The 24,742-nt window shown below is 29.6% G+C and carries 27 protein-coding genes; 16 read left to right on the top strand and 11 right to left on the bottom strand.

From position 1 onward, the window contains the following. Window positions 1-30: 30 nt before the first annotated feature. Window positions 31-2,409: a TonB-dependent receptor gene (locus BM549_RS07695; protein WP_290469743.1), complete on the bottom strand. Its 2,379-nt coding sequence runs from the start codon at window positions 2,407-2,409 to the stop codon at window positions 31-33. A 219-nt stretch (window positions 2,410-2,628) separates the two neighbouring features. Between BM549_RS07695 and BM549_RS07690 the strand changes: the two genes are divergently transcribed. After that, complete coding sequence (locus BM549_RS07690) at window positions 2,629-2,799, top strand: Lacal_2735 family protein (protein WP_290469742.1); 171 nt, start codon at window positions 2,629-2,631, stop codon at window positions 2,797-2,799. Here the strand turns inward: BM549_RS07690 and BM549_RS07685 are convergent. After that, complete coding sequence (locus tag BM549_RS07685; RefSeq protein ID WP_290469741.1) at window positions 2,796-3,578, bottom strand: alpha/beta hydrolase; 783 nt, start codon at window positions 3,576-3,578, stop codon at window positions 2,796-2,798. The two genes, BM549_RS07690 and BM549_RS07685, sit on opposite strands and share 4 nt — an antisense overlap. After that, window positions 3,578-4,720, bottom strand: coding sequence for a cysteine desulfurase family protein (locus BM549_RS07680; RefSeq protein ID WP_290469740.1), 1,143 nt, complete (start codon window positions 4,718-4,720; stop codon window positions 3,578-3,580). The genes BM549_RS07685 and BM549_RS07680 overlap by 1 nt, the downstream gene beginning before the upstream one ends. Window positions 4,721-4,852: 132 nt before the next feature. Here BM549_RS07680 and BM549_RS07675 point away from each other — a divergent pair, with 132 nt between their 5' ends. After that, window positions 4,853-5,815 carry a hypothetical protein gene (locus BM549_RS07675; RefSeq protein ID WP_290469739.1) on the top strand — a complete coding sequence of 321 codons (963 nt, stop codon included), beginning with the start codon at window positions 4,853-4,855 and terminating at the stop codon, window positions 5,813-5,815. On the opposite strand, the gene BM549_RS07670 is transcribed toward BM549_RS07675, so the two are convergent. Beyond that, window positions 5,812-6,375, bottom strand: a complete 564-nt coding sequence (locus BM549_RS07670; RefSeq protein ID WP_290469738.1) for a Smr/MutS family protein — start codon at window positions 6,373-6,375, stop codon at window positions 5,812-5,814. The genes BM549_RS07675 and BM549_RS07670 overlap by 4 nt on opposite strands. Further along, window positions 6,372-6,581 carry a hypothetical protein gene (locus tag BM549_RS07665; RefSeq protein WP_290469737.1) on the bottom strand — a complete coding sequence of 70 codons (210 nt, stop codon included), beginning with the start codon at window positions 6,579-6,581 and terminating at the stop codon, window positions 6,372-6,374. The genes BM549_RS07670 and BM549_RS07665 overlap by 4 nt, the downstream gene beginning before the upstream one ends. A gap of 181 nt (window positions 6,582-6,762) precedes the next feature. Here BM549_RS07665 and BM549_RS07660 point away from each other — a divergent pair, with 181 nt between their 5' ends. From BM549_RS07660 to BM549_RS07650, 3 genes are all read left to right on the top strand, one after another. Beyond that, complete coding sequence (locus BM549_RS07660; protein ID WP_290469736.1) at window positions 6,763-8,556, top strand: T9SS type A sorting domain-containing protein; 1,794 nt, start codon at window positions 6,763-6,765, stop codon at window positions 8,554-8,556. Window positions 8,557-8,648: 92 nt separating this feature from the next. Then, window positions 8,649-8,933 carry a DUF2752 domain-containing protein gene (locus BM549_RS07655; protein WP_290469735.1) on the top strand — a complete coding sequence of 95 codons (285 nt, stop codon included), beginning with the start codon at window positions 8,649-8,651 and terminating at the stop codon, window positions 8,931-8,933. Window positions 8,934-8,945: 12 nt separating this feature from the next. Then, on the top strand, window positions 8,946-9,275 hold the full coding sequence (locus tag BM549_RS07650; protein WP_290469734.1) for a CCC motif membrane protein: 330 nt from the start codon (window positions 8,946-8,948) through the stop codon (window positions 9,273-9,275). A gap of 75 nt (window positions 9,276-9,350) precedes the next feature. On the opposite strand, the gene rocD is transcribed toward BM549_RS07650, so the two are convergent. Then, complete coding sequence (rocD, locus tag BM549_RS07645) at window positions 9,351-10,631, bottom strand: ornithine--oxo-acid transaminase (protein WP_290469733.1); 1,281 nt, start codon at window positions 10,629-10,631, stop codon at window positions 9,351-9,353. A gap of 172 nt (window positions 10,632-10,803) precedes the next feature. Between rocD and rlmD the strand changes: the two genes are divergently transcribed. The 3 genes from rlmD to BM549_RS07630 are packed head-to-tail and all read left to right on the top strand — an operon-like array spanning window position 10,804 to window position 13,440. Then, window positions 10,804-12,216, top strand: coding sequence for a 23S rRNA (uracil(1939)-C(5))-methyltransferase RlmD (gene rlmD / locus BM549_RS07640; protein ID WP_290469732.1), 1,413 nt, complete (start codon window positions 10,804-10,806; stop codon window positions 12,214-12,216). Window positions 12,217-12,218: 2 nt separating this feature from the next. Continuing rightward, on the top strand, window positions 12,219-12,737 hold the full coding sequence (locus BM549_RS07635; RefSeq protein ID WP_290469731.1) for a DUF6452 family protein: 519 nt from the start codon (window positions 12,219-12,221) through the stop codon (window positions 12,735-12,737). Continuing rightward, a complete protein-coding gene (locus tag BM549_RS07630) occupies window positions 12,703-13,440 on the top strand; it encodes a DUF6048 family protein (RefSeq protein WP_290469730.1) in 738 nt (245 codons plus the stop codon). The genes BM549_RS07635 and BM549_RS07630 overlap by 35 nt, the downstream gene beginning before the upstream one ends. 111 nt (window positions 13,441-13,551) lie before the next feature. Here the strand turns inward: BM549_RS07630 and BM549_RS07625 are convergent, their stop codons facing one another. Genes BM549_RS07625 through BM549_RS07615 form a run of 3 tightly spaced genes read right to left on the bottom strand, consistent with a single transcriptional unit; the run spans window position 13,552 to window position 17,078 of the window. Beyond that, on the bottom strand, window positions 13,552-14,307 hold the full coding sequence (locus tag BM549_RS07625) for a hypothetical protein (RefSeq protein ID WP_290469729.1): 756 nt from the start codon (window positions 14,305-14,307) through the stop codon (window positions 13,552-13,554). Next, window positions 14,294-15,955: a sulfatase-like hydrolase/transferase gene (locus BM549_RS07620; RefSeq protein ID WP_290469728.1), complete on the bottom strand. Its 1,662-nt coding sequence runs from the start codon at window positions 15,953-15,955 to the stop codon at window positions 14,294-14,296. Before BM549_RS07620 ends, BM549_RS07625 begins: the two co-directional genes overlap by 14 nt. Beyond that, window positions 15,906-17,078, bottom strand: a complete 1,173-nt coding sequence (locus BM549_RS07615; RefSeq protein ID WP_290469727.1) for a THUMP domain-containing protein — start codon at window positions 17,076-17,078, stop codon at window positions 15,906-15,908. Before BM549_RS07615 ends, BM549_RS07620 begins: the two co-directional genes overlap by 50 nt. A 133-nt stretch (window positions 17,079-17,211) precedes the next feature. Here BM549_RS07615 and BM549_RS07610 point away from each other — a divergent pair, with 133 nt between their 5' ends. The 3 genes from BM549_RS07610 to BM549_RS07600 are packed head-to-tail and all read left to right on the top strand — an operon-like array spanning window position 17,212 to window position 19,056. Next, window positions 17,212-17,943 carry a class I SAM-dependent methyltransferase gene (locus tag BM549_RS07610; protein ID WP_290469783.1) on the top strand — a complete coding sequence of 244 codons (732 nt, stop codon included), beginning with the start codon at window positions 17,212-17,214 and terminating at the stop codon, window positions 17,941-17,943. Next, window positions 17,943-18,617 carry a ZIP family metal transporter gene (locus tag BM549_RS07605; RefSeq protein WP_290469726.1) on the top strand — a complete coding sequence of 225 codons (675 nt, stop codon included), beginning with the start codon at window positions 17,943-17,945 and terminating at the stop codon, window positions 18,615-18,617. The genes BM549_RS07610 and BM549_RS07605 overlap by 1 nt, the downstream gene beginning before the upstream one ends. A gap of 10 nt (window positions 18,618-18,627) precedes the next feature. Beyond that, window positions 18,628-19,056: a DUF4268 domain-containing protein gene (locus BM549_RS07600; protein ID WP_013871372.1), complete on the top strand. Its 429-nt coding sequence runs from the start codon at window positions 18,628-18,630 to the stop codon at window positions 19,054-19,056. A gap of 17 nt (window positions 19,057-19,073) precedes the next feature. On the opposite strand, the gene BM549_RS07595 is transcribed toward BM549_RS07600, so the two are convergent. Next, entirely contained in the window at window positions 19,074-19,700 is a 627-nt protein-coding gene (locus BM549_RS07595) for a hemolysin III family protein (RefSeq protein ID WP_290469725.1), read from the bottom strand. A gap of 5 nt (window positions 19,701-19,705) precedes the next feature. Then, window positions 19,706-20,374 carry a DUF4294 domain-containing protein gene (locus BM549_RS07590; RefSeq protein ID WP_290469724.1) on the bottom strand — a complete coding sequence of 223 codons (669 nt, stop codon included), beginning with the start codon at window positions 20,372-20,374 and terminating at the stop codon, window positions 19,706-19,708. A gap of 124 nt (window positions 20,375-20,498) precedes the next feature. Here BM549_RS07590 and BM549_RS07585 point away from each other — a divergent pair, with 124 nt between their 5' ends. The 5 genes from BM549_RS07585 to BM549_RS07565 all read left to right on the top strand — a co-directional run bounded on the left by BM549_RS07585 (window position 20,499) and on the right by BM549_RS07565 (window position 24,737). Beyond that, on the top strand, window positions 20,499-21,587 hold the full coding sequence (locus BM549_RS07585) for a M42 family metallopeptidase (RefSeq protein ID WP_290469723.1): 1,089 nt from the start codon (window positions 20,499-20,501) through the stop codon (window positions 21,585-21,587). A gap of 75 nt (window positions 21,588-21,662) precedes the next feature. Then, window positions 21,663-22,823, top strand: a complete 1,161-nt coding sequence (locus tag BM549_RS07580) for an aminotransferase class V-fold PLP-dependent enzyme (protein ID WP_290469722.1) — start codon at window positions 21,663-21,665, stop codon at window positions 22,821-22,823. Beyond that, window positions 22,824-23,372 carry an NUDIX domain-containing protein gene (locus BM549_RS07575; protein WP_290469721.1) on the top strand — a complete coding sequence of 183 codons (549 nt, stop codon included), beginning with the start codon at window positions 22,824-22,826 and terminating at the stop codon, window positions 23,370-23,372. It abuts the gene before it with no gap. 18 nt (window positions 23,373-23,390) lie between these two features. Continuing rightward, the gene (locus BM549_RS07570) at window positions 23,391-24,074 is read left to right on the top strand and encodes a PrsW family glutamic-type intramembrane protease (RefSeq protein WP_290469720.1); all 684 of its coding nucleotides are present in this window, start codon (window positions 23,391-23,393) and stop codon (window positions 24,072-24,074) included. A 33-nt stretch (window positions 24,075-24,107) separates the two neighbouring features. Further along, complete coding sequence (locus BM549_RS07565; protein WP_290469719.1) at window positions 24,108-24,737, top strand: hypothetical protein; 630 nt, start codon at window positions 24,108-24,110, stop codon at window positions 24,735-24,737. The last annotated feature ends 5 nt before the right edge of the window (window positions 24,738-24,742 follow it).

The raw sequence follows: 24,742 nt of genomic DNA, 5'->3' as shown, positions 1-24,742 counted from the left end.
TTAAATTTAGACTAATATAAAATGGGATTATTAAAATCTGTAGGTTAATACTCCCGCAAAGTTTCTTGGGTCTGTTTGGTTAATATAGCTTGTTCTGTAAGCATTATAACCTATATTATTAAATACATTATTAACAAGTACTCTAAAGTTAAAGTGTTTATTAAACCTATATGCGGCTTGTGCGTTAACTTGTGTGTATGAGTCTACATTAAATGGTTCTTGATTTGGTACAATACCTTCATGAGTTACTGCTCCAGCACTCCAGTCGTTAATTGGTCTTTCGCCAGTATAGTAAACACCTGCTCCAATTGATAAACCTTCTAGTTGCTGTTTAAAGCTATAATTAGCATAAGCATTAAAAGTATGTTTTGGTGTGTTTAATGGTGCAGATCCATAGACATAAGCTGTATGCTCTTTATATTGGGCATCTATATAAGAATATCCTGTAATAACTTCAAGGTTCTCTAAAATACGGCCACTAAGCTCTACTTCTATACCTTTACGCTCATCGTTACCTCCTTTTTGGTAATAGCCTGTTTGTTCCCAGTTTTCATCGTATACTGGTAAATTAATATCTTTGTTGTTTATTTTAAAATAAGTGAAATTAAAACGTAATCTACTATTTAACCAATTGGTTTTTATACCTGTTTCAAATTGATCAAAACGTTCGTTTCCTAATTCATCTCCATTAACATCTAAACGTGTTCCTGTTCTTGGGTACGAACTATTTGTATATGATGCGAAAACATTAATATTTTTAAAAGGAGATATAATTATTCCTCCTAATGGATTAAACGCATCACTCTCGGTAGTTTCATCTTCTGTAATAGTTCTTGTTTTGCTATAACGTAAGCCAATAAACGTTTTTAAATATTTATTAAATGTAATTACATCTTGTGCCACAAAACCTAATGCTTTAGTTTTTGCTGCTAATCTTGTTTTTGCTGCAAAATTCACATCGTCTGGTAAGCTATTTGTGTTGTTAGTAAATACATTAATAGTATCTACAGTTGCAGCACGTTGTGACGTTGTATTATAGTTATTAGTACGGTAATCGAAACCTACTTGAAATGTGTGAGAAATTTTTCCTGTTTTAATATCATCTCCAACTAAATCGAATTGTATAACACTATTATTATCTTCTCTAGTAGTTACAGAGTAACCTCTTTTTCTTTGATTATATATTGGTTCTCCTAAATCATTGTTTACAACACCACCTAAACTAGCACTTTTACCATCTAACTCTAAATCTGATTTATATAAAGCACCTTTAAGACTTAGTTTATTTGTTAATTCTCTATCTACTCTTATAGCATAGGTTGTGTTTGTTGTTAAAGACTTATCATCTTTAAACCCTAAAAACTGATCATAAGGCAAATCGTAAATTAAATTTTCATCATTTTCTCCAAGATTTACGGTACCAAGATCTGTAGTACGGCTATCTTCAAAATAATCTAATTCAAAAGTAAATGTAGTTTTCTCATCTGCTTTCCACTCGAATGAAGGATTAATATAAAAACGGTCAGAATCAATTCCGCTTCTATAACTATCTGCTCGCTCTAAAGCACCGTTAATTCTAAAGGCTGTATTATTTGTTTTAGTTAAAGGCCCATAAACATCAAAAGTTGTTCTAGCTTGCCCGTAACTACCACCACGTATAGACACATTACCACCAAAAATATACTTAGGTGTTTTTGTAACTAAGTTAATAACACCACCTGGACTACCTAAATCTGTTGCAACACCTTGTGTTATAGAAGCAGCACCTTTAAGTACTTGTATATTGTCTACACCTTGCATGTCTGTTAATATACCTTGACCTCTAAAATCTGAATGCACACGAACACCATTTTTTAAAATAGGAATTCCTCTAAACCCACGAGATGATAGGCTTTCTCTTCTATTACCATAAGTAGCAAATGTATAAACACCAGGAACATTTTTTGTAGCGTCTGATATTGTTAAATTACCTTGTTGCTCTATTAATTTATCTGAAATTATAGAGATACTTTGAATTTGCTCGTAAGGCGCCAACGGTAAACGTGTTAAGGCTTCAATTTTATCTGGATGTTTAAAACGATTTCCAAATACTTCAACCTCTTCTAAATCGGCATCACTTTGAAGCTTAAATGTGACAGTTACACTCTCGTTATTGTTTAATTTAATTGTGTTTGTTTGTGATTTATATCCCACAGAAGATACTTTAATATTATAAGAACCTTCTGGTAAATTAGTAAATTCAAAATACCCGTTTTCGTTTGCAGATACACCTTTATTAGTGCCTTCTAACATAACCGAAGCAAAAGGTATAATATCATTTAAATTGTTTGTTACCGTTCCACTTATTTTAGATTGTGAAAACGAAAATTGAATAGCTAATAATACTATAAAAGTTATATTTCTTAACATGATTGTTATTTAGATTTGTTTTAAATAAGATGCAAATATAGTAGCCAGAACTAAATCTACAAACTTTATTTAGACTAAATCTAAATAGAAAAATGTATCAAATTGATTATTAATAAAGTAGAGAATGAAAAAAATAGCTTTTAAAGTTAAATAAGTTATAATTAACAAATTATTAAAAATTTAAACTTGAGTTACACGCTACATTTGCATAAAAAAGTTATGTTCAAATTATTTAAAAAGAAAAGTAAAATTGATAAGTTACAAGACGAGTATAGACGTTTATTAGAAGAGTCTTACAAACTCTCATTTACAAGCAGAAGAGAAAGTGATAAAAAACAAGCAGAAGCTGATATAGTATTACAACAAATTGAAAGTTTAAAATCTAATTAAATAATATTTTTTATAAAACTTATTGATTGATTATTAAACACCTCTGGTTGATCTACATTAACCACATGACCACATTTTTCTATTATAAACAACTTAGATAATGCATGTCTTGCTGTTACTTGTTTTATAGATGGTAAAAATAAATGATCTTCTTCACCCATTACATATAATGTAGGTATTTTAATATCTTTTGTCCTAAAGAATTTTAATAATGGATTAATTTCTGATGTTAATTTAAACCAACGTACAAACTCTTTTTGATATAATTTTTTAGCTTCATTTACAAAAAGTAGTCTTGAGTTTTTATGGTTTTTTTTAGGCATTATAACAAATGCAAAAAACTTATATAATAACATATACGGCACTACAGATTTAAATATAACACCTAATTTTATAAGTACTTGAGACCTAAAGTTTAATTTCATTATTGCGCCTCCCATAATCATACTTAGTACTCTCTCTGGATATTTTTCAGCTAGGTTTCTAATTAAAATTGTACCTAAAGATATGCCAACAAAATGAGATTTTTTAATTTCTAAAAAATCAATAACTTCAACAATATCATTAGTTATAGAGTTAAATGTATATTTTTTATTAAAAGTATCTTTTAAACCTGGCTTGCTAGCTCCATGACCACGTAAATCTAAAACTAGTATATTAAATTGTGAGCTAAAACTGCGAATTTGTTTGTACCAAATTGAAGAACTTCCTCCTGCTCCATGAACAAAAGTTACCCATTGTTTAGCTGATTTATGCTTGTATGTAGTATAATTAAGCATTATGCAAATTCTTTTAAAACATTAACAACATAGTCTATTTCATCTTTTGTGTTAAACTTACTTAATGAAAAGCGCAAAGATGGTTTTTTTTGATCTTCAGCATTTAAAATTTGTGCTAAAACGTGTGATGGTTTAATGCTTCCGCTTTGGCATGCGCTACCTCTAGAGCACGCAATACCTTTTAAGTCTAATTGAAATAATATTGTAGATGTTAAGGCTACAGAGAAAGGTAAACAAACATTAATTATTGTGTAGGTGCTTTTTTCAAGGTTTCCAGAATTTCCATTAAAACTAGCATTAGGCAAATGAGATTTAATACTATTAATAAAATAGTGTTTTAAGTGTTTTATATAATTACTTTCTGCTTCTAAATTTTTATACGCACAATTTAAAGCTTCTGCCATACCAACTATATTGTGTATAGATTCTGTTCCTGCTCTTAATCCGCGTTCTTGTTCGCCACCAATTATTAAAGGTTTTAATCCAGAATTCTTTTTTATATAAGCAAAACCAACACCTTTTGGACCATGAAACTTATGTGCACTCACTGCCATGAAATCAATAGATATATTTTTTAAATCTAATTTATAATGCCCAACAGATTGTACTGTATCACTATGAAATAGAGCATTATTTGCTAAACATAACTCACCTACTCTTTTAATATCTAAAATATTACCAATTTCATTATTAATATGCATTAAGCTTACAAGTTGCTTATTGGTAGATTGTAAAAGTGTCTCTAAATGAGAATAATCTATATCACCCGATGCATTTAAGTTAACGTACTTAACTTTTAAATTAAATTCTTTTTGTAATGCTTCTACAGTATGTAACACCGCATGGTGTTCTATTTTACTTGTAATAATTTCGGTTACACCTAAATCTTTAACAGCACTTCTTAATACTAAATTATCTGCTTCAGTTCCTCCTGCAGTAAATACTATTTCACCAGCAGATACATTTAAATGCTTTGCTATAGATTTTCTTGCATTCTCTACTAAAGCCTTAGATGCACGCCCAAAACTATGAGAAGACGAAGCATTCCCATAATTTTCTTGCATTATTTTGGTTATCTGTTTTACAACTTCATCACGAATTTGTGTTGTTGCAGCATTATCAAAATATACCGGTTTATTCATTTATTAAAAATTCTAGACTATTTTTTATAGTCGCTTTCAAACTTCAAAAATAACCCAAATAAAATTAATTGTATAAAGCTGCGTTATCATTTATACATTTCCATTATTTTTGTTTGAAATTCTATAATTTATATGAAAAACATTTTATCTCTTTTAGCCATATCTTTTCTTTTTTACTCTTGTAACGATGGTGATATTATTACTGAATCTTTAGAATTTGATGATACTTTTAATGCTTGCGATTTAAACTCTAACGATAATTTTACTGTATATAAAACTAAAACAGATCCTTTTGAATCGCTTTCTTTTATTGGTGACAGAACTTTAGCAGAATTATTTGCAACTACTATTGATCCTGATAATGATTTGCTTGTTAATTTAGTAAACGATGAAAATGTTAGTATTGCTATAAATAGTTCTAACGCTTTTAATTATAGAACTTATAATGCAGACCCTAGTAATGTTTTTTGTACTGCAATACCACAATCAAGTGTTAGTATAACTAACGATGCTATTGCTACTGGTGGAACTGCAGTTTTTACCGTAGGTTTAATTGAAGATGATAACGATGGTATTCCTGCTGAATTGGAAGATATAAATAACAACGGAATTCTTGATGATGATGATACAGATGGCGATGGTTTACCAAACTATCTTGATGATGATGATGATGGTGATAACGTTAAAACAATAGATGAAGGTATTGTTTATGATGCTGACACTGAAACTTTAACTGCTAGAAATACAGATGAAGAAAGTGAAGATCCAGATAACTTAATTCCTGATTATTTAGATAATGATGATGACAATGATGGTATTTTAACAATTAATGAAGATACTGAAAATGAAAATCTAGATCCTACAGATGACTTTACAGATGGTGGCGCATTACCAGATTACCGAAATCCATTAATTGTAAATAGTGTTGATACTACAGAATACAGTGAGCATAATATAAACCAAACATTCACATTATCTTTAACAATATTTGATTTGGCATTACCAACAATTAATCAAGATGTATTAGAATTTGGTACCTTAACAGATGATGCAAACGTTAATATAACCTCTCGACAAGTAACTCCAGAGTTTTAATACTCTGGTTTTACATTTTGATATATATAAACCTCTGTAGCTCCTTGCCCATATTTTCTATAGTCGGCATCGTAGTATTTAACATTATTATATCTGCCAAATAAGTATTGTAATTCAATTTTTAAAGTACCTTCACCTACACCATGTATAAATACTACTTTTTGTATTTTCTTTTTCATAGCAAACTCTAATTTATGTTTTGCTGTGTCTAATTGAAGTAACTTTTTTTCGTGGCTAGTCATACCACGTTCAGATTTTACTAATTGGTGAATATGCAAATCGACTTCCATTGTAGGCTGAAAACGTTCTTTAGGCTTAACTTTAGGTGTTTGTTTTCTTTTTTTAGATGCTTTTTCTAAAGCAACTTGATGTGCGCTTTTTTTAGAAAAAGCTTCATTTTTTAATGTAGAATCTTCTTGTTTTACAACTTCGGTAAAGCCAAAAGTTAGTTCAAACCCATTGGTATCTTCAATTACAACACTATCTTTTAGAACTTTTATTACCTGTCCTGAAAGTGCTTCATCTAAAACAAAAACCTTATCTCCTACTTTAAAACTCACTCCTCTTCTCCTGTAAAATAATTTTTTTCCTTTTTATTTTTTACTTTACTACTAAGCTTAGAATTTAACCTAAAGCCACCAAACATAAGCATAAAAATACCTAGTATAAGTAAGTACACATTTTGTTGGCTATTGGCATTTGCGTAGATAGCTACAACACCTCCAATTAGTATAGATAAATAACTAATAATATTACTCTTATTCATTATTACAAAACTAATAAAACATAACTTGAATATTATATTATCTCTAAATTATTGCCTATGGTATTTTAATAAAGAACAAAAAAAACGTTTACAGTTCATAAAATTAAAATTAATTGTTTTGCAACTCTCTTAAAATCAGTATATTTGTACACCCGAATTTACTTTTATAAACCACTTAATTATGAAAAAAATCCTATCATTTTTTCTATTTTCATTACTAGTTACAACTAGTTTTGCCCAATTAACAGTTAGAAATAACGCTTTTCTTTACGCTAATGATCAAGTTTTATTTGTTGAAGACGATGTTAATTTAAAAGAATCTGCTTCATCTCTATATTTACGAAACGATGCACAACTTGTACAAGGTACTGGAGTGACTGGAAATTCTGGATTAGGTAAATTAAGTATATTTCAATCGGGAACAGTACACAATTACGCTTATAATTTTTGGGCATCACCAGTTGGTAATGTAGATACAGATTTTGCTGGAAATAGTGATTTTAGGCCAAATACTAATTTTTATGAGTGGATTGGAAACGTAGATCCACTATTAAATGAAATTACAAGTATACCTGTTTCTTTTACAGGAAGTCTTGATGGTACAAGTACTCCATTAACAATATCTAGCTATTGGTTATACAGTTATAATCCTGGTACACAATATTCAGATTGGGATCACATTGGTGAATCTGGCAACTTAGCTAGTGGTTATGGTTTTACAATGAAAGGTATTACTGGATCTACAGGACAATTATATGACTTTAGAGGGAAACCTAACACAGGTACTATTAATGTAGCTGTTTTAAATGGCCAAAGTACACTTGCAGGAAACCCATACCCAAGTGCTTTAGATACTGCTGCTTTTATTCACGACCCAAATAATAATGCTCTTTTTGATGGAACACTTTTATTTTGGGAACATGATTTAAGTGTTAGCTCTCATCAAACAGCAGACTATATTGGTGGTTATGGTATGTACACAATTTCTGCTGATGGTTTAATGCAATCATGGAATGCACCAATTTTCTCTTCACCAGATGCAAATGGATTTCCAAGTGGTATTGGTTCTGCATCAACTTCGGGCAAAAGAATATATAGGTACATTGCAGTAGGTCAAGGATTCATGGTAGAAGCTACGGCAGACGGGAATTTGCAATTTAAAAATGAGCATAGAGCTTATTACAAACAAACCGATCCTAATAGTGAGTTTTATAAAACAGCATCTCAAACTCAAAAATTTACTAACGAAGAGCAGGATATTTACAATTATAATGATCATGGTCAAATTTTACCAAACCCTTATAAACGTTTTAGGTTAAATGTAAATTTTAACAATGCGTTTACAAGACCTTTATTACATAATTTTCATCCAACAGCTACAAATGGTTTTGATTTTGGATTAGAATCTGCCAATAATGAAACAGCTCCTACAGATGCTTACTTTATATTACAAGATGTACCTTATGTTACTCAAGCACATAACTTTGATATAGATTTAAAAATACCTTTAGTATTAAAAATAGAACAAAATATGCCTGTTGCTGTTAAAGTGTACGATATTCAAAATTTAGATAATCAACCTATATACTTACATGATAAAGAAACAGATGTTTATTACGATTTAACAGTATTAAACTTTGAAACAAATTTAGAAGCAGGTATTTACGATAATCGCTTTGAAATTGTATTTAATAACACTAATACTTTAACTACTGAAGCCTTTGAAGATTCTAATTTTAATATTTTTCAAAATAACAAGCGCTCTCAACTAGAAATTTATAATCCAAATGCAAAACAAATAAACACTGTAACAATTACAGATGTTTCTGGCAAACAAATTTTAAATAAGACAGACTTAAATACAAAACCTCAATATGAGTTTTCTACTAAATCTTTAAGTACTGGTGTTTACATAGTTAATGTAACATTTAAAGATAACACAGTACAAACCAAAAAAATTATTGTAAATAATTAATTGTACTATGTAATTTAAAAGAAAAGTTGATACAATAAGTATCAACTTTTTTTTTGCCTACTTTTTTATATACATTTGTTTTAAACATTTTTATGCAAAACTTACAAGAATACATGTTGCCTTGTTTAAACAAAAAACTTTTTGGTTTTGATTGTATGGGCTGTGGTTTACAACGTAGTTTGAGTTTTTTATTTCATGGCGAAATAATTGAAGCATTTAAAATGTATCCTGCTATTTTCACCCTAATACCTTTAGGTTTATTAATAGTTACTTCTTTTTTTTATAAATTTAAAAACATCAATAAAATTATTAATGGCTTAGCAATAGCTTCAGTATTAATAATAATTATTAGTTTTATAGTCAAACAATTAATTTAAACCAACCAACTTATGAAGAAAAAACTGAACCCAACTTTAGTTTATGTATTATCAATTATTGGCTTATTTTGCTGCTGTATAGGTGGCTCAGGAGTATTATTATCTGCACCAGCATATTTTATTGCTGCTAACCAAATTAAAGCAGCGCAGTTAAATCCAGATGCTTATGAAGGAGATACAAAAGCAATGCAAACGGCAAAAACTGTTGCCTTAGTAATCATGATTATTAATGTTTTATACTTAGCCTGGACTATTTACCAAATTTCAACTGTTGGTTGGGATGAGATGATGGAGCAATCTAGACAAATGATGGAGCAATACCAAACTCAAACTGCTGAGTAAGTTTATAAATTATTAAAATTAAAAAAGCCTTTCAATTTCTTGAAAGGCTTTTTTTATAAAATAAATTAAACAATTTTACTTTTCAAATTGTTTTAATGTTTTAGTTATTATAGATACACAGTCTAGCAATTGCTCTTTAGTCATTACTAAAGGTGGCGCAAAACGTATAATGTTTCCATGAGTAGGTTTAGCCAATAAACCATTATCTCTTAAAGCTATACAAATGTTCCATGCCGTATCACTGTCTTCAGTATCGTTAATTAATATAGCGTTTAATAAACCTTTACCTCTAACCCCATTAACAATAGTAGAGTTTTCTATATATTTTGAAAGTTCAGTTCTAAAAACCTCTCCTAATTCTTGAGCATTATTGGCCAATTTTTCATCTTTAATAACCTCTAAAGCCGCAATACCAATTGCTGCTGCTACAGGATTTCCACCAAAAGTACTACCATGATTACCAGGTTTTATAACATTCATTATAGCATCGTTAGCTAAAACTGCAGATACAGGATATGCTCCACCAGATAAGGCTTTACCTAAAATTAAAATATCTGCTTTTACTTCTGGTGTACCAGAGCAATGTTTATTATCACAAGAGCAATTTCCGCAAGTAGCTAATAAACGGCCTGTTCTTGCAATACCTGTTTGTACTTCGTCTGCAATAAATAGTACATTATGTTTTTCACATAAAGCTTTTGCTGCTGCTAAATATCCTTCGCTAGGTACATAAACTCCAGCTTCACCTTGAATAGGTTCTACTAAAAATCCTGCAACATTTTTGTTGTTTTTTAAAGCTTCTTCTAAAGCTTGCAAATTATCGTATTCAATTTTAATAAATCCTTTTGTATAAGGACCAAAGTTTTTACGTGCTACAGGATCATTAGAAAAAGAAATAATTGTTGTTGTTCTACCATGAAAATTGTTTTCGCAAACAATAATCTCTGCTTCATTTTCATCTATTCCTTTTACTTCATAAGCCCATTTTCTACAAAGTTTTAAAGCTGTTTCTACAGCTTCTGCACCAGTATTCATTGGTAATAACTTATCGTAATTAAAAGTTTCGCTTGCATACTTTTCAAACTTTCCTAACATATCGTTATAAAAAGCTCGAGATGTTAATGTAAGTGTTTGTGCTTGACTCGTCATTGCTCCAACAATTTTTGGGTGACAATGTCCTTGGTTTACAGCAGAATAAGCCGATAGGAAATCGTAATACTTTTTTCCTTCTACGTCCCAAACATGAACGCCTTCGCCTTTACTTAATACTACTGGTAACGGATGATAGTTGTGTGCTCCGTATTTGTTTTCTAAATCTATCGCTTGTTGCGATGTTAAATGTTCTAAAACAGCCATTTTAATAATGTTTATTAGTGAATAAAAAAGCCATTCCTTATCTACCTTTTTCCTTTCGAAGTGTCGAAAATTCAGCGTGGGAAAGAAATCATCCCTAAGGCTTGCAAATTACTAAATATAAAGTGCTAATTAAAATTTTTATCATGCAAAAAAACAAACTACTTTTGCAGCTATGGGAAGAAGTAAAAATAGAAAGAAGGTTTTCACTAATGTTGAAGTTATAGATGCTGCAGCAAAAGGAAAAACTGTTGCAAAAGCACCAGACGGAAAAGTGATTTTTTTGCCTAATGCTGTACCTGGAGATGTTGTAGATGTGCAAACTTTTAAAAAACGTAAAGCTTACTACGAAGGTAAAGCTACCGTTTTTCATACATTAAGCGATAAACGTACGCAACCGCTTTGCGAGCATTTTGGTGTTTGTGGTGGTTGTAAATGGCAAAGTATGGCCTACGAGCATCAATTGTTTTATAAACAAAAAGAAGTTACAAATAATCTAGTAAGGATTGGGCATATAGAACTGCCTGAAGTTACACCTATTTTAGGCGCTGCCGAGCAATATTACTACCGTAATAAAATGGAATTTTCTTTTAGCGACTCACGTTGGTTAACGCTAGAAGAAATACAAAGCGATAAAGATTTAGGAGATAGAAACGCTTTAGGTTTCCATATTCCGGGAATGTGGGATAAAATTTTAGACCTTAATACATGTCACTTACAAGCAGATCCTTCAAACGCTATAAGAAATAGTATTAAAGCGTTTGCTGTTAAAAATAATTTAGAGTTTTTTAATACCAGAAATCAAACTGGATTACTTAGAACCTTAATGATTAGAACCTCTACAACAGGAGATATTATGGTATTGGTTCAGTTTTTTAAAGAAGATAAGGCAAAAAGAGAATTACTATTAGATTTTATTGCTGAAGAATTTCCACAAGTTACCTCATTACAATATGTAATTAATGGTAAAGCTAACGACACTATTTACGATCAAGAGGTTATTTGCTACAAAGGAAACGACCATATATTTGAAGAAATGGAAGGCTTAAAATTTAAAATTAATGCCAAATCTTTTTATCAAACCAACTCAAAACAAGCCTACGAGTTATATAAATTAACAAGAACTTTTGCAGGTTTAAAAGGAGACGAACTAGTTTACGATTTATATACAGGAACAGGAACCATTGCGCAATTTGTAGCAAAACAAGCCAAAAAAGTTGTAGGTGTAGAAGCTGTACCAGACGCTATAACTGCTGCTAAAGAAAATGCACAATTAAATGGTATAGATAACGTTTCTTTTTTTGTGGGTGACATGAAAAATGTATTTAATCAAGAGTTTATAAATACTCATGGTCAACCAGATGTTATTATTACAGATCCTCCAAGAGATGGTATGCACAAGGATGTTGTACAGCAAATATTAAATATTGCACCACAAAAAGTGGTATATGTAAGTTGTAATAGTGCAACTCAAGCAAGAGATTTACAACTTATGGATGCCATGTATAAAGTAACAAAAGTACAAGCTGTAGATATGTTTCCGCAAACATTTCATGTAGAAAATATTGTACTTTTAGAGAAACGTTAATTATGAATAAATATATTACTATACTCCTAGTATTATCATGTATTGCTTTTAGTTGCGAACGTGATGATATTTGTCCAGAAAGTACACCAACAACACCAAGGTTAATTATAGACTTTTTAGATTTACAGAATGAAGATATTGTAAAAAGTGCTGCTAATTTTCGAGTTGAAGTAACAGATAATCCAGAAATGGTTATTGAAGATTACCAAGGAGACACAACAGTTTCTAATATAATTTTACCATTAAAAACTTCTGAAAACGAAACTAGTTTTGTTTTTTATAAAGATTATGAAGAAGATACAGATGGAACTGTTATTAATGGAAATCCTGATAGTGTTATAATAACTTATGAAACCGAAGAAATATATGTTTCTAGAGCCTGTGGTTATAAAACTATTTTTAAAAATGTAACCATTGCAGTGGAGAATGACACTGATAATTGGATAAACCTAATAGAACCTGTTAACGTAAATCAATCTATTGAAGATGAATCAACAACACACTTTAACCTTTTACACTAGTCTTCTTTTTTGTTTGTTTTTGTGTTACAGCACTATCTATGCACAAAATGAAATAGAAGAAGAAACAACAACTATAACTGATTCTATAAAAATTAAACAAAAATATGGTATTCGTTTTGGGGCAGATATAAGTAAACTTGTACGCACCGCGATAGATGATGATTATAAAGGTTTTGAAGTTAGCGGAGATTATAGAATTACTAAAAATTGGTACTTAGCTGCAGAACTTGGTAACGAAGAAAAAACGACTACTAACGATTTTTTAAGTGTTACTGCCAAAGGTAGCTACCTTAAAGCCGGAGCAGATTACAACCTATATTCCAACTGGTTAGGTATGGAAAATATGATTTATAGCGGATTTAGATTAGGAACAAGTACCTTTTCTCAAACTAGAAATAGTTTTACTGTTTATGCACAAGATCAATTTTTTACACCGCAGTTTACTTCTACCGAAGCACTTGAAGTTAAAGGCCTTTCTGCAGTATGGATTGAACTACAATTTGGTATTAAAACCGAAGTATTAAACAATTTGTTTTTAGGACTTAATTTTCAATTAAAAGGTAACATTACTCAAGATCAACCTAATAATTTTGAAAATCTTTTTATTCCTGGATTTAATAAAACGTTTGATAGTGGCAGAATTGGAGTTGGATATGGTTATACTATTTCTTATCTAATTCCTATATTTAAAAAAGCTAAGTAATTAAAAAACTTTTTTCCACCAAAGCATGTTGTGGGTAAAAGGCCAGTTTATAAAGTTATAATTTAAACCTCATAACTTAAAAATCATCATTAAAATATACTTTAAAAACTATTAGCGATTTCCTTTTTTTGCTTTAAAATTACTTAATAGTATGGCAACTGTACTATCTTTTAATACCTCACGTATTTTTAATTGTTTAAAATGATATGCAGGTGTTATTGCCCACATATATTTAGTTTCTTTAGGGAAATATTTATTTATTAAATCATAATTCTCATAACTAGCAGAAATTGCTAAATACGGTTGATTTTTTAAAACCGTTCTTATATTTTTTATTTCTGTTTTTAAATTTAAACTATCATGTAAATATAGTTTTGGTTTCAAGTAGTAACTTGTTTTAAAACCAGAACCATTAAAAGGCCGTAACGCCACAGGAACTAACGATTCTACTAATAATTTATCTTTTGGATAATTAAATTTATTTACTAAAAATTCTAGTTTTGATAGTATTTTATAACTGTTTTTAGACTCTAAATTTTTAATATCTAACCATAAAAAAGGTAAAGTATCTGTTTTTATAGCAGATAAATAACTTTCAAAAGATAAATTTATTGATTCTGCTGGCGGATGGTTTACATCAAACTTATCGGTGTTTACATTGTATACTAAATCTAACTCAACACCTTTAAAATGTTTTAAAGCTTGGTTTAATTTTTCTATACTATTCACTCTATGTGCATAGACTTTATTGTAATAACCTAAAAACTCTAATCGCTTTACAGTATATTGATAGCTATATAAAAGTGCTGCAAGTATTATTAAAAGTATTGCAAAAATAAAAAGGTTTCTTTTTTTACCTTTTGTCATAATTAATTCCTTTTTTAATCAATCTTTCTTTCTTTTTAAACCTTTTATTAAAAATACTTTTTTCAGGATTAAAGCCTTCAAAATTAATACGACTTAAATCTGAAAAACTATGAAAAAAATCATCTAACATATAAGGCCTGTTTTTTAAACCCTTAATAGTAAAAAGATCTTTGTTTGAGCTTTTATATGCCTTAGAAAACCATACTATAAATGGCACCTCGTACATTGGTCTTGTGGCATGAAACTCGTTATGTCCAACTAAACTTATAGTATCAAAAACTTCATCTCCATGATCTGATAAGTATAAAACAAAACTATTGGTATTTTTGGCTCTTACCGCTTCAATAACTTCTCTTATAATATAATCGTTGTATAAAGTAGCATTATCATAAAAATTAATACTTTCTAAAGCGTCAATATTATTGGCTTTTGTATTCTTTTTATTATTCTTAAACTTATTAAATTGCTCTGGATAACGCCTTTTGTAAGCACTATGATTTCCTATTAAATGTAAAAAAATCATCTTCTTTTTTGCTTTATCATCTAACGCTTTTTTTAAGTAAGGCAGCAATGCTTCGTCATAAATATTATAAGCACTATGCTCGGTTGTTACAAAATTTTTATTTTTTGCAGCATTACCTATAAGTGTAGGAATACTTTCATGCAAACCCACTGGTTTTTGATTTGATATCCAAAACGTTTCAAATCCTGCATTGTTTGCTAATTGCACAATTGATGCATTGTCTTTTAGTTTTGGAGCATTATAATCTGCTAAGGTTAATATTTTTTCTAAAGCAACTATAGTATGTACATTAGGCGTAATAACACTATCAAACACTACTAATTCTTTCTCTATGGCTTTTAATTTTGGGTTTGTTTCTCTATCATAACCATACAACTGCATGTGCCAGCTTGAGGTAGACTCGCCAATAACTACAACATACGTTTGTGGTATATTTAAAGTGTTAGTTACAGTAATTGTTTTTGTGTTTTCTTTAGCTAAAGCCGCCTTTAAATTTGCTTTTGCTATTGTATAATCTTCATAAGAAGTAATAGTTGTATACAGTAAGTTTTCATTATTAAAACGTGTAAAAATAAAAAATAATGCTATTAAAATACTTACTAACCCTAAAGCCTTAATAGGAAATGAAAACTGTAAATTTTTTAGTTTTTTTTGTTTTAAAAATACAACAGAAAAGCCTACTAATGCTATAAAAAACAGAATTAAACCTATAATTTTTACATTAAAATAATTAGAAAGAAAATCTGATGCTTCACTCCTATTTGTTTCAAAAATTACAAACAAAATTGAAGAACTAATTTTAACACCATAATTAATATAAAAACTTAATTTTATTACTGCTAAAACGCTTAATAAAATAACTGAAAATAGCAAATACCATTTACGTAATTTTTCAGATTTAAAAAAAAGGAAAATACTACTAAATATCGCTGTTAAAAAACCAAATGCAATAACTTCTTTTAAATAAACGTAAGTAAAAGGCATTACAAACCAGCCCAAAACAATAATGACAAGCAATGGTAAACTTAGTAAACATACTAAGCTTAATATAGATTGTATTTGTTTAAATAAGTGTTTAATCAAGAGTGTTATTATTCTTATACTTTGCTTTTTTACTTCCTGCATACATCTCGTATTTTACTAAACGAGATTCTAATTTCGCATTCATTAATTTTATTTTTCGTGACGGACGTAAACCAACATGTTTTATGGCATCTAAATTAGAGGTAATAAACCAAGCATTTGTATTTGGATATCCTTGTTTTAAAGTATCGCCAATGTTTTTATAAAAACTTTCCATTTCTATATCTAAACGCTCACCGTATGGCGGATTAAAAACCATATGTAGTTTATTGTCTCCTGCTTTTTGAGTTTTAAAGAAGTCTTCGTGCTTTATAGTAATAAACTCATCTAAATGTGCATTTTTAACATTATCCTTTGCTTTTGCTACAGCACTTGGCGATTTATCGTAACCTAAAATTTTATAATGAAAATCTCTGGTTTTTTTAAGAAGCGATTCTTCAATTTTTTCAAATAACTCAACATCCCAATCATTCCAACGCTCAAAAGCAAACTCTTTACGCATTAAATTTGGTGGAATATTACAAGCAATCATAGCAGCTTCTGCTAAAACAGTACCACTACCACACATGGGATCCATAAAATCAGATTGTCCATCCCAACCAGAAAGCATAATCATTCCTGCTGCAAGCACTTCGTTTATAGGAGCTATATTTGTAGCCGTTTTATAACCACGCTTGTGTAAAGATTCTCCAGAAGTATCTAAAGAAATAGTACATATAGAACGGTCTATATGAACATTAATTTTTAAATCTGGAAAACGTAAATCTACATTTGGGCGCTCACCAGTTTCATCTCTAAACTTATCTACAATCGCATCTTTTACTTTTAATGCAGTGTATTGCGAATGTGTAAACACTTTAGAGTGTACAGTAGCATCTATTGCTAAAGAACCAGAAGATTTTAAGTATTTAGACCAATTCATTTTATAGACTTGAGAATACAAATCTTTTTCACTACTTACTTTAAAAGTTCTTATAGGCTTTAAAATTTTAATTGCAGTACGTATTGCAAGATTTGCTTTGTACATAAAACCTTTATCGCCAACAAAACTAACATTACGCACACCAGTTTTAACCTGCATTGCTCCCAATTGAGTAAGCTCTCGTGCTAATAAATCTTCAAATCCAAATAAGGTTTTGGCTACCATTTTGAAATTATCTTCCATACTTTTCGACAAATAGGTTACAAAAATAATCTATTTTTGCGCTAAAATCATTTACTACTAGTAATTACTATTAAAGAAAGTGATATAAATCTAATAAACTAAAATTACATTCCTTTTTTAATAGGAAATGAATATGACAAAAGAAGAGACTACTTGGTTTGCATCATGGTTTGATACACCATTTTATCACATTTTATATAAAGACAGAGATTATGCTGAAGCTGAAACGTTTATGTGTAATCTTACCAACTATTTAAACATTCCTGAACACGGAAAAATTTTAGATTTAGCTTGTGGTAAAGGTCGCCATTCGGTTTATTTAAATACTTTAGGCTATAACGTTACCGGTGTAGATTTATCTGCAAATAGTATTGCACATGCAAAACAATTTGAAAACGAAACACTAAATTTTGAGGTGCACGACATGTGTAAACCTTATAGTGATACTTTTGATGCCGTTTTTAATTTATTTACAAGCTTTGGTTATTTTGATAATCTAGAAGATAACCTAAAGACAATTGAAGCCATAAAAGCAGATTTAAACGAAACTGGTTTTGGAGTTATAGATTTTATGAACAGTGAGTATGTTATTGAAAATTTAGTACCAGAAAATGTAAAAACTGTTGATGGTATAGATTTTTACCAAAAACGTCGTGTAGAAGATGGTTTTATAATTAAAGACATTTCTTTTACTGTAGATGGTAAGGATTATGAATTTCAAGAACGTGTACGAGCATTTACTTTAGAAGATTTTGAAGCACTGTTTGAAAAAGCTGGTGTGTATTTACTAGATGTTTTTGGAGACTATAAATTAAGTAAATACATGAGAAAACAGAGTGAGCGTTTAATCTTGATTTTTAAATAATGATTTTAAATATAATTCTTCCAATTATATCTGTAGTAATTGGTTTTGCCATAGTTTTATTATTTAAACCTAAGCAAAATAGAAACCTTAAACTATTACTAGCTTTTAGTGGTGCTTTTTTACTGTCTATAACAGTATTTAATTTTTTACCAGAAGTATATAAAACTAACAATAGCAATATTGGTTTGTTTATTATGGTTGGTATTTTACTGCAAATAATTTTAGAGTTTTTCTCTAAAGGAGCAGAACATGGACACGTACATTTAGATAAAAACACCGTTACATTCCCGTGGTTATTATTTATAAGTTTAAGTATTCATAGTGTTTTAGAAGGTATCCCAATTCATGGACACCATAGCTTAATTTACGGCATAATTATACATAAATTACCAGTAGCGATTATTCTAGCAACATTTTTTGTAGCTTCAAAAATGAGTAAAAGTAAAACGTTTCTATTTTTACTTTTATTTGCTTTAATGACGCCTTTAGGCGTGTTTTTATCTACAAATATTCCTATATTAGAAACATATTTTCAAGAAATTTCGGCAGTAGTAATTGGTATTTTCTTACACATATCTACTACTATTTTATTTGAAAGTAACGAAGGTCATAAATTTAATATAACTAAGTTATTAACTATTGTAGCAGCTATAATATTAGCATATTTTATATAAAAACTATCAAGTGTTTAGCAGAGAAGAATCTAAAAAAATAAAGCAGTTATTCTGGACTAGTTTTGGAAAATCGTTTCCTAGAAAATGGATTAAATACGATACCAAAATAAAAGGCTTTAGTTTTAAATTTCATTTTGATAATAAAAAAGCATTAGTTGCTTTAGATCTTGAAGATGATTTAGAAAACCGTATTAATTACTGGGAAAAACTTGGACAGCTAAAAAGTATATTATTAGACGATTTTTTACCAGATGCTATTTTTGAAGAAGAATATTTTTTAGAAAATGGTAAAGAAATTTCTAGAATTTATGTGCAATTAGACGAGAAAGTGAATATACACAACAAAAATCACTGGCAACAAGTCATGACCTTTTTTAATGAAAAAATGGCCGCTTTTGAAGCATTTTATTTTGAATATGAAGATTTTATAAAAGCTTAGTAAAAAAATCACTTACACTAAACCACAAAAAAGTACACCATAAAAAAGTGGCTAACAGCACCAGCCAAAACAAAAATGTGCCAAATAACATGGTTATAAGGTATTTTTTCAATAGCATAAAAAACCACACCAAGCGTATAAAATAAACCGCCAGCCATTAAAAGCCAAACGCCTTCTTGTGGCATTGCTGCTTGTAAAGCACTATAATCAAACACTATAAGCCAGCCCATAATTAAGTATAAAGCCAAAGATAAAATTTCAAACCTACCAGTAAAAAACAATTTTAAAACGATACCAAAAGCTGCAATAGACCAAACTATTGTAAATAAAGTCCAGCCTAAACTTTGCTCTAAAGTAATAAGTGTTATTGGCGAATAGGTACCTGCAATTAAAAAATAAATATTTATATGATCGGCAATTCTAAAATAGTGTTTGTACTTTTCATGACTCACGTAATGGTACAAAGCAGAAGCTAAAAATAAAACGATAAAAGTAATACCGTAAGTGGTAACGCTAAAAAAACTCCATTCGGTTTTATTCGTATCTTTTAATATTAAAAGTATTAAACCAACAATACCAAACACAGCACCAAAGGCATGAGTAATGGTATTCCATTTTTCTTCAAATGGTGTTTGTATACGCATCTGCTCTACTTTTTATTAATCCATTTATTAGTAAGCGCATAAAAATCGTAATCAATTACAGATTTCTGTCGTTTTAATGAGCCATTTTGAAAATTGCGTTGTAAAATATCTTCAATTAAATAATCTTCTTTAACATTTTCTGGGTCATATTCACGCTTTAAATCTATATTAAAAAGTTTAGCGGTGTTATTAAACCAAAAGGCACGCCAACCATTTCTTAGGTTTTTTACCAAATCAAAAGTAGTTTCGCCAGTTTGCCTGTGTACTAATTTAATAAGTATTTGTCCTTCGGTTTTTGTAAGCTTTTTAAGTTCATCAGAAAATTCTCCTTCAATATATTTTTGAATTTTCCTCGAGTAACGTCGTTTTTGCCTTTTATTTTCTAAAGACTCTAATCTTTCAGTCAAACTCTCTAAACGTTCGGCTGCTAACTTGGCATACGGATAGACTTTTTTAGTTTTTCGCCTTAAAATTAAATACGTTCGTCTATCTTCTTTACTAGAAAATTTCAGCTTATGTAAAATCATGACTTCTTGTAAATCTATCGCTTCACGCGGAATAGAATCACCGTCAATTATCATATATTCTATCATTGTAGAATCTTGAACCACTTCATCTTGTTGTGCCCAAAAAACCAACGGAAAAAATAAAATAAAATAAAATCGCTTTTTCATAATTACTTAAATGCTAAAATCATTCCAAAATTTAATTTATTAGTAGCATAAAATTACTAATTAACTTTATGCTAACTATTAATTATACTCGAATATTGTTATTTTAGTGCAAAATTAAAAACAGATGGCAAAACAAAGCATACTAAACAAAAAGTCTATGGACTTTTTAGAAAAATATTTAAATAACGCAGCTCCAACAGGTTACGAGTGGGAAGGACAAAAAATATGGATGGATTACCTAAAACCTTATGTAGATACATTTATTACAGATACTTACGGTACTGCCGTTGGTGTTATAAATCCAGATGCTAAGTATAAAGTTGTTATTGAAGGTCACGCCGATGAGATTTCGTGGTATGTTAATTACATAAGTGATAATGGATTAATTTCTGTTATTAGAAACGGTGGTAGTGATCACCAAATTGCACCTAGTAAAATTGTAAATATCCACACAAAAAATGGTATTGTAAAAGGTGTTTTTGGCTGGCCAGCTATACACACCAGAAACAAGTCTAAAGAAGAAGCGCCAAAACAAGACAATATTTTTATAGATTGTGGTTGTACTACTAAAGAAGAAGTAGAAAAACTTGGTGTACATGTAGGATGTGTAATAACATATCCAGATGAGTTTCACATTTTAAATAAAAACAACTTTGTATGTCGTGCTTTAGATAATAGAATGGGTGGTTTTATGATTGCCGAAGTAGCACGTTTACTAAAAGAAAATAAAAAGGAATTACCTTTTGGATTATACATAACAAACTCTGTACAAGAAGAAATAGGATTACGTGGCGCACAAATGATTACAGATCGTATTAAGCCTAACGTAGCTATTGTTACAGATGTTACACATGATACTACTACTCCAATGATTAACCAAAAAGTACAAGGCCATGTAGAAAATGGTAAAGGTCCTGTAGTGGCTTATGCTCCTGCCGTACAACAAAAATTAAGAGATTTAATTACAGATACTGCCGAGGAGAAAAAAATACCATTTCAGCGTGCAGCATGTTCTCGTGCAACAGGAACAGATACAGATGCTTTTGCTTACAGTAATGGTGGTGTTGCTTCTGCTTTAATCTCTTTACCGCTACGCTATATGCATACTACAGTAGAAACTGTACATAAAGATGATGTAGAAAATGTAATTAAATTAATTTACGAAACACTTTTAAAAATTGAAGATGGTGAAACATTTTCTTATTTTAAATAAAAACACGGTTACGTTTAATAAAACAAATTATTTTTAAGCCTCTTTTTTAGAGGCTTTTTTTATACTTTTAATCTCATGATGCACCAACAACATTTATTTGATATTCCAGAAGATGTTAGCTACTTAAATACAGCAAGCTTATCACCATCTTTAAAAACTAGTGAAATTGCAGGATTAGAATCTGTTTTACAAAAATCAAGACCGTTTACTATACCAACGTCAAATTATTTTGAGCCTGTTACCAAATTAAAACAACTGTTTGCTAAAGTTATTGATGTTGATAATTATAACCGTATAGCAACAATTCCTTCGGTTTCTTATGGTATAGCAACTGTTACTAAAAACATTACATTAAATCCTGAAGACGAAATATTAATTATTGGTGAGCAATTTCCTAGTAACTATTATGCTTGGCAAAAACTTGCAGACCAAAATAATGCAACAATTAAAACAGTTACAATGCCTCAAGCACAACAAAACCGTGCAAGAGACTGGAACACCTTAATACTAAATAGTATTTCTAGTAATACTGCTGTAATTGCTATGGGAAATATACATTGGTCTAACGGTTCACTTTTTAATTTAAAAGCAATTAGTAAAAAAGCAAAAGCGAATAATAGCCTACTTATTATAGATGGTAGCCAATCTATTGGTGCTTTGCCTTTTTCGGTAAAAGAAATAAATCCAGATGCCGTTATTTGTGCAGGATACAAATGGTTATTTGGACCTTATGGTTGTGCTTACGCTTATTTTGGTGCTTATTTTGATAATGGAGAACCTATAGAAGAAAATTGGTCTAATAGATTAAATAGCGAAAACTTATCGCAATTAACACAATATCAAAACCAATATAAACCATTAGCAAATAGATATTGCGCTGGAGAACATGCAAGTTTTATTTACGTAAACATGCAAATTAAAGCGCTAGAACAAGTATTAAATTGGTCGCCACTAGACATACAAAATTATTGTAAACTAATTACTAAAGAAGCTGTAAACACTTTAAAAGATCTTGGTTGTTTTATTGATGATGATCACTATAGATCGCATCACTTATTTGGTGTAGAATTACCAAAAACAATAGACATAGACCTTTTAAAAACAAAATTAACTAAACAAAAAATTTATGTTTCCTTTAGAGGAAAATACATACGTTTGTCTTGCCATTATTTTAATACAGAAAGACATTTTAAAAAATTAGTTAATTGCATAAAATCTGTTATTAATAACAATTAAATGGACGAACTTATAGACATTGTTTCCAATACAGGAGAAACAACAGGAAAAACTGCTCTAAAAAGCGTTATACATAGTAAAGGTTTATACCATAACACCGTTCACATTTGGTTTTATACAACTACAGGACAAATTTTATTACAACAACGTGCTGCAACAAAAGCTATTTGTCCATTACTTTGGGATGTTAGTGTTGCAGGACATATAGATGCAGGAGAAACTTTAAAAAAAGGAGCTACTAGAGAAATAGAAGAAGAAATTGGATTATCTATTTGCGAAGATGATTTAACAAAAATTGGCACTTTTAAATGCTTTAAAAAATATGATAATGGTATTATAGATAATGAATTTCATCATACTTATATAGCCCAATTAAAAGTAGATATAAATAAACTTACACCTCAAAAAGAAGAGGTTGAAGCTTTAAAATTAGTTTCAACTGAAACTTTTCAAAACCTATTAAACCACTCGCAAACAAATGGTCATTTTGTAGCATCAAATAAAGCGTATTATGAGATTGTTTTAAACAGCATAAAAAAAGTGCTATAATTTATCTACATTCGTTTTATGGATTTAATTCTTTATGCACTTGCTCCTGTTGCCGCAGTAATATTCTATATTTATTTTAAAGATAAATATGAAAAAGAGCCAAAAAAACTTTTAATACTATCTTTTATTTTAGGAGCTATTGTTAGTGTTATACTAGCTTTAATTTTATATGGTGTTTTTGATATTGTCTTACCGCTAACTAATAGTTTAAGCATTGGGCAACAGTTTGTACAAGCTTTTTTTGTTGTTGGTTTTACAGAAGAATTAAGTAAATATCTTATTGTATTCTTTTTTGCACAACGCAATAAAGAGTTTAACGAACCTTTTGATGGTATTGTTTACGCCGTAATGGTATCAATGGGTTTTGCTGCAACAGAAAATATTATGTACGTAATGGAAAGTGGTATTTCTACAGCAGTTTTAAGAGCTTTTACTGCCATTCCTGCTCATGCAACCTTTGGTATTCTTATGGGATATTTTATGGGTAAAGCAAAGTTTTCTAATAATAGATTTATACTTAATATGGCTGGTTTAGGCTTAGCAATTTTATTTCATGGTGCTTACGACTTTTTCTTATTTATAGATTTTGTACCAGGTATTTGGATTGGTGCAATAGTCTCTTTAATAGTAGCTATTTTATTGTCTAGAAAAGCAATTAAAAAGCATCAGGATATTTCATACTTTAATATTGAAAACAAATAAATTTGTATCTTTAAAACAAGCAATTCTATAATTTTGAAAACTGTTTTAAAATATATACTTCTACTCGCTTTGGTACAGTCTTGTGCTACAAAAAAATATGTAAACAAAAAGCAACTTACAGGCGCTATAAAAAGCATAACAAAAACAACTTACCTTGAAACTAATGGTAACAAAAAATTGGTTGAAACTACCAAAATGCAATTAACTAATAACGGACGCATAAATTATGCTGAAGTTTACAATGCAGAAAATACACGTATTGAAACCATAGAAAAGAAACTTTTTTTTAACAAACGCTCATTCCCAAATAAAGAAGCTTATTACTGTAAAACCAGATGGAAACCTAAACAAAGAGAACGTATAAGTTGTTATACCCAAAAGCAATATAAAGTAAACGAATATATAGCTTATTACAACCCAGATGGAACTTTAAATAAAACCGAAGACAATTTTACAGACTTTAATACCAGATTATACAATTACAATGCTAAAACCAACCTTTTAGAAACTATTATTGTTTTAAATAAAGCTAAGGATACTATAAATACTGTACAATTACAATGCTTAAAAATGGATGCAAATGGTAATTGCATAACTTTACAAAAAAGCTTTACTAACACAAATAGTAAAAAAATAATAACAAGAGATATTACGTATTTTTAAACCTT

The sequence above is a fragment of the Lacinutrix sp. MedPE-SW genome, from assembly GCF_001874145.1.
Taxonomy (GTDB): domain Bacteria; phylum Bacteroidota; class Bacteroidia; order Flavobacteriales; family Flavobacteriaceae; genus Lacinutrix.
The sequence above is the reverse complement of the archived record's forward strand: the minus strand, read 5'-3'. Positions and strand labels throughout refer to the sequence as shown.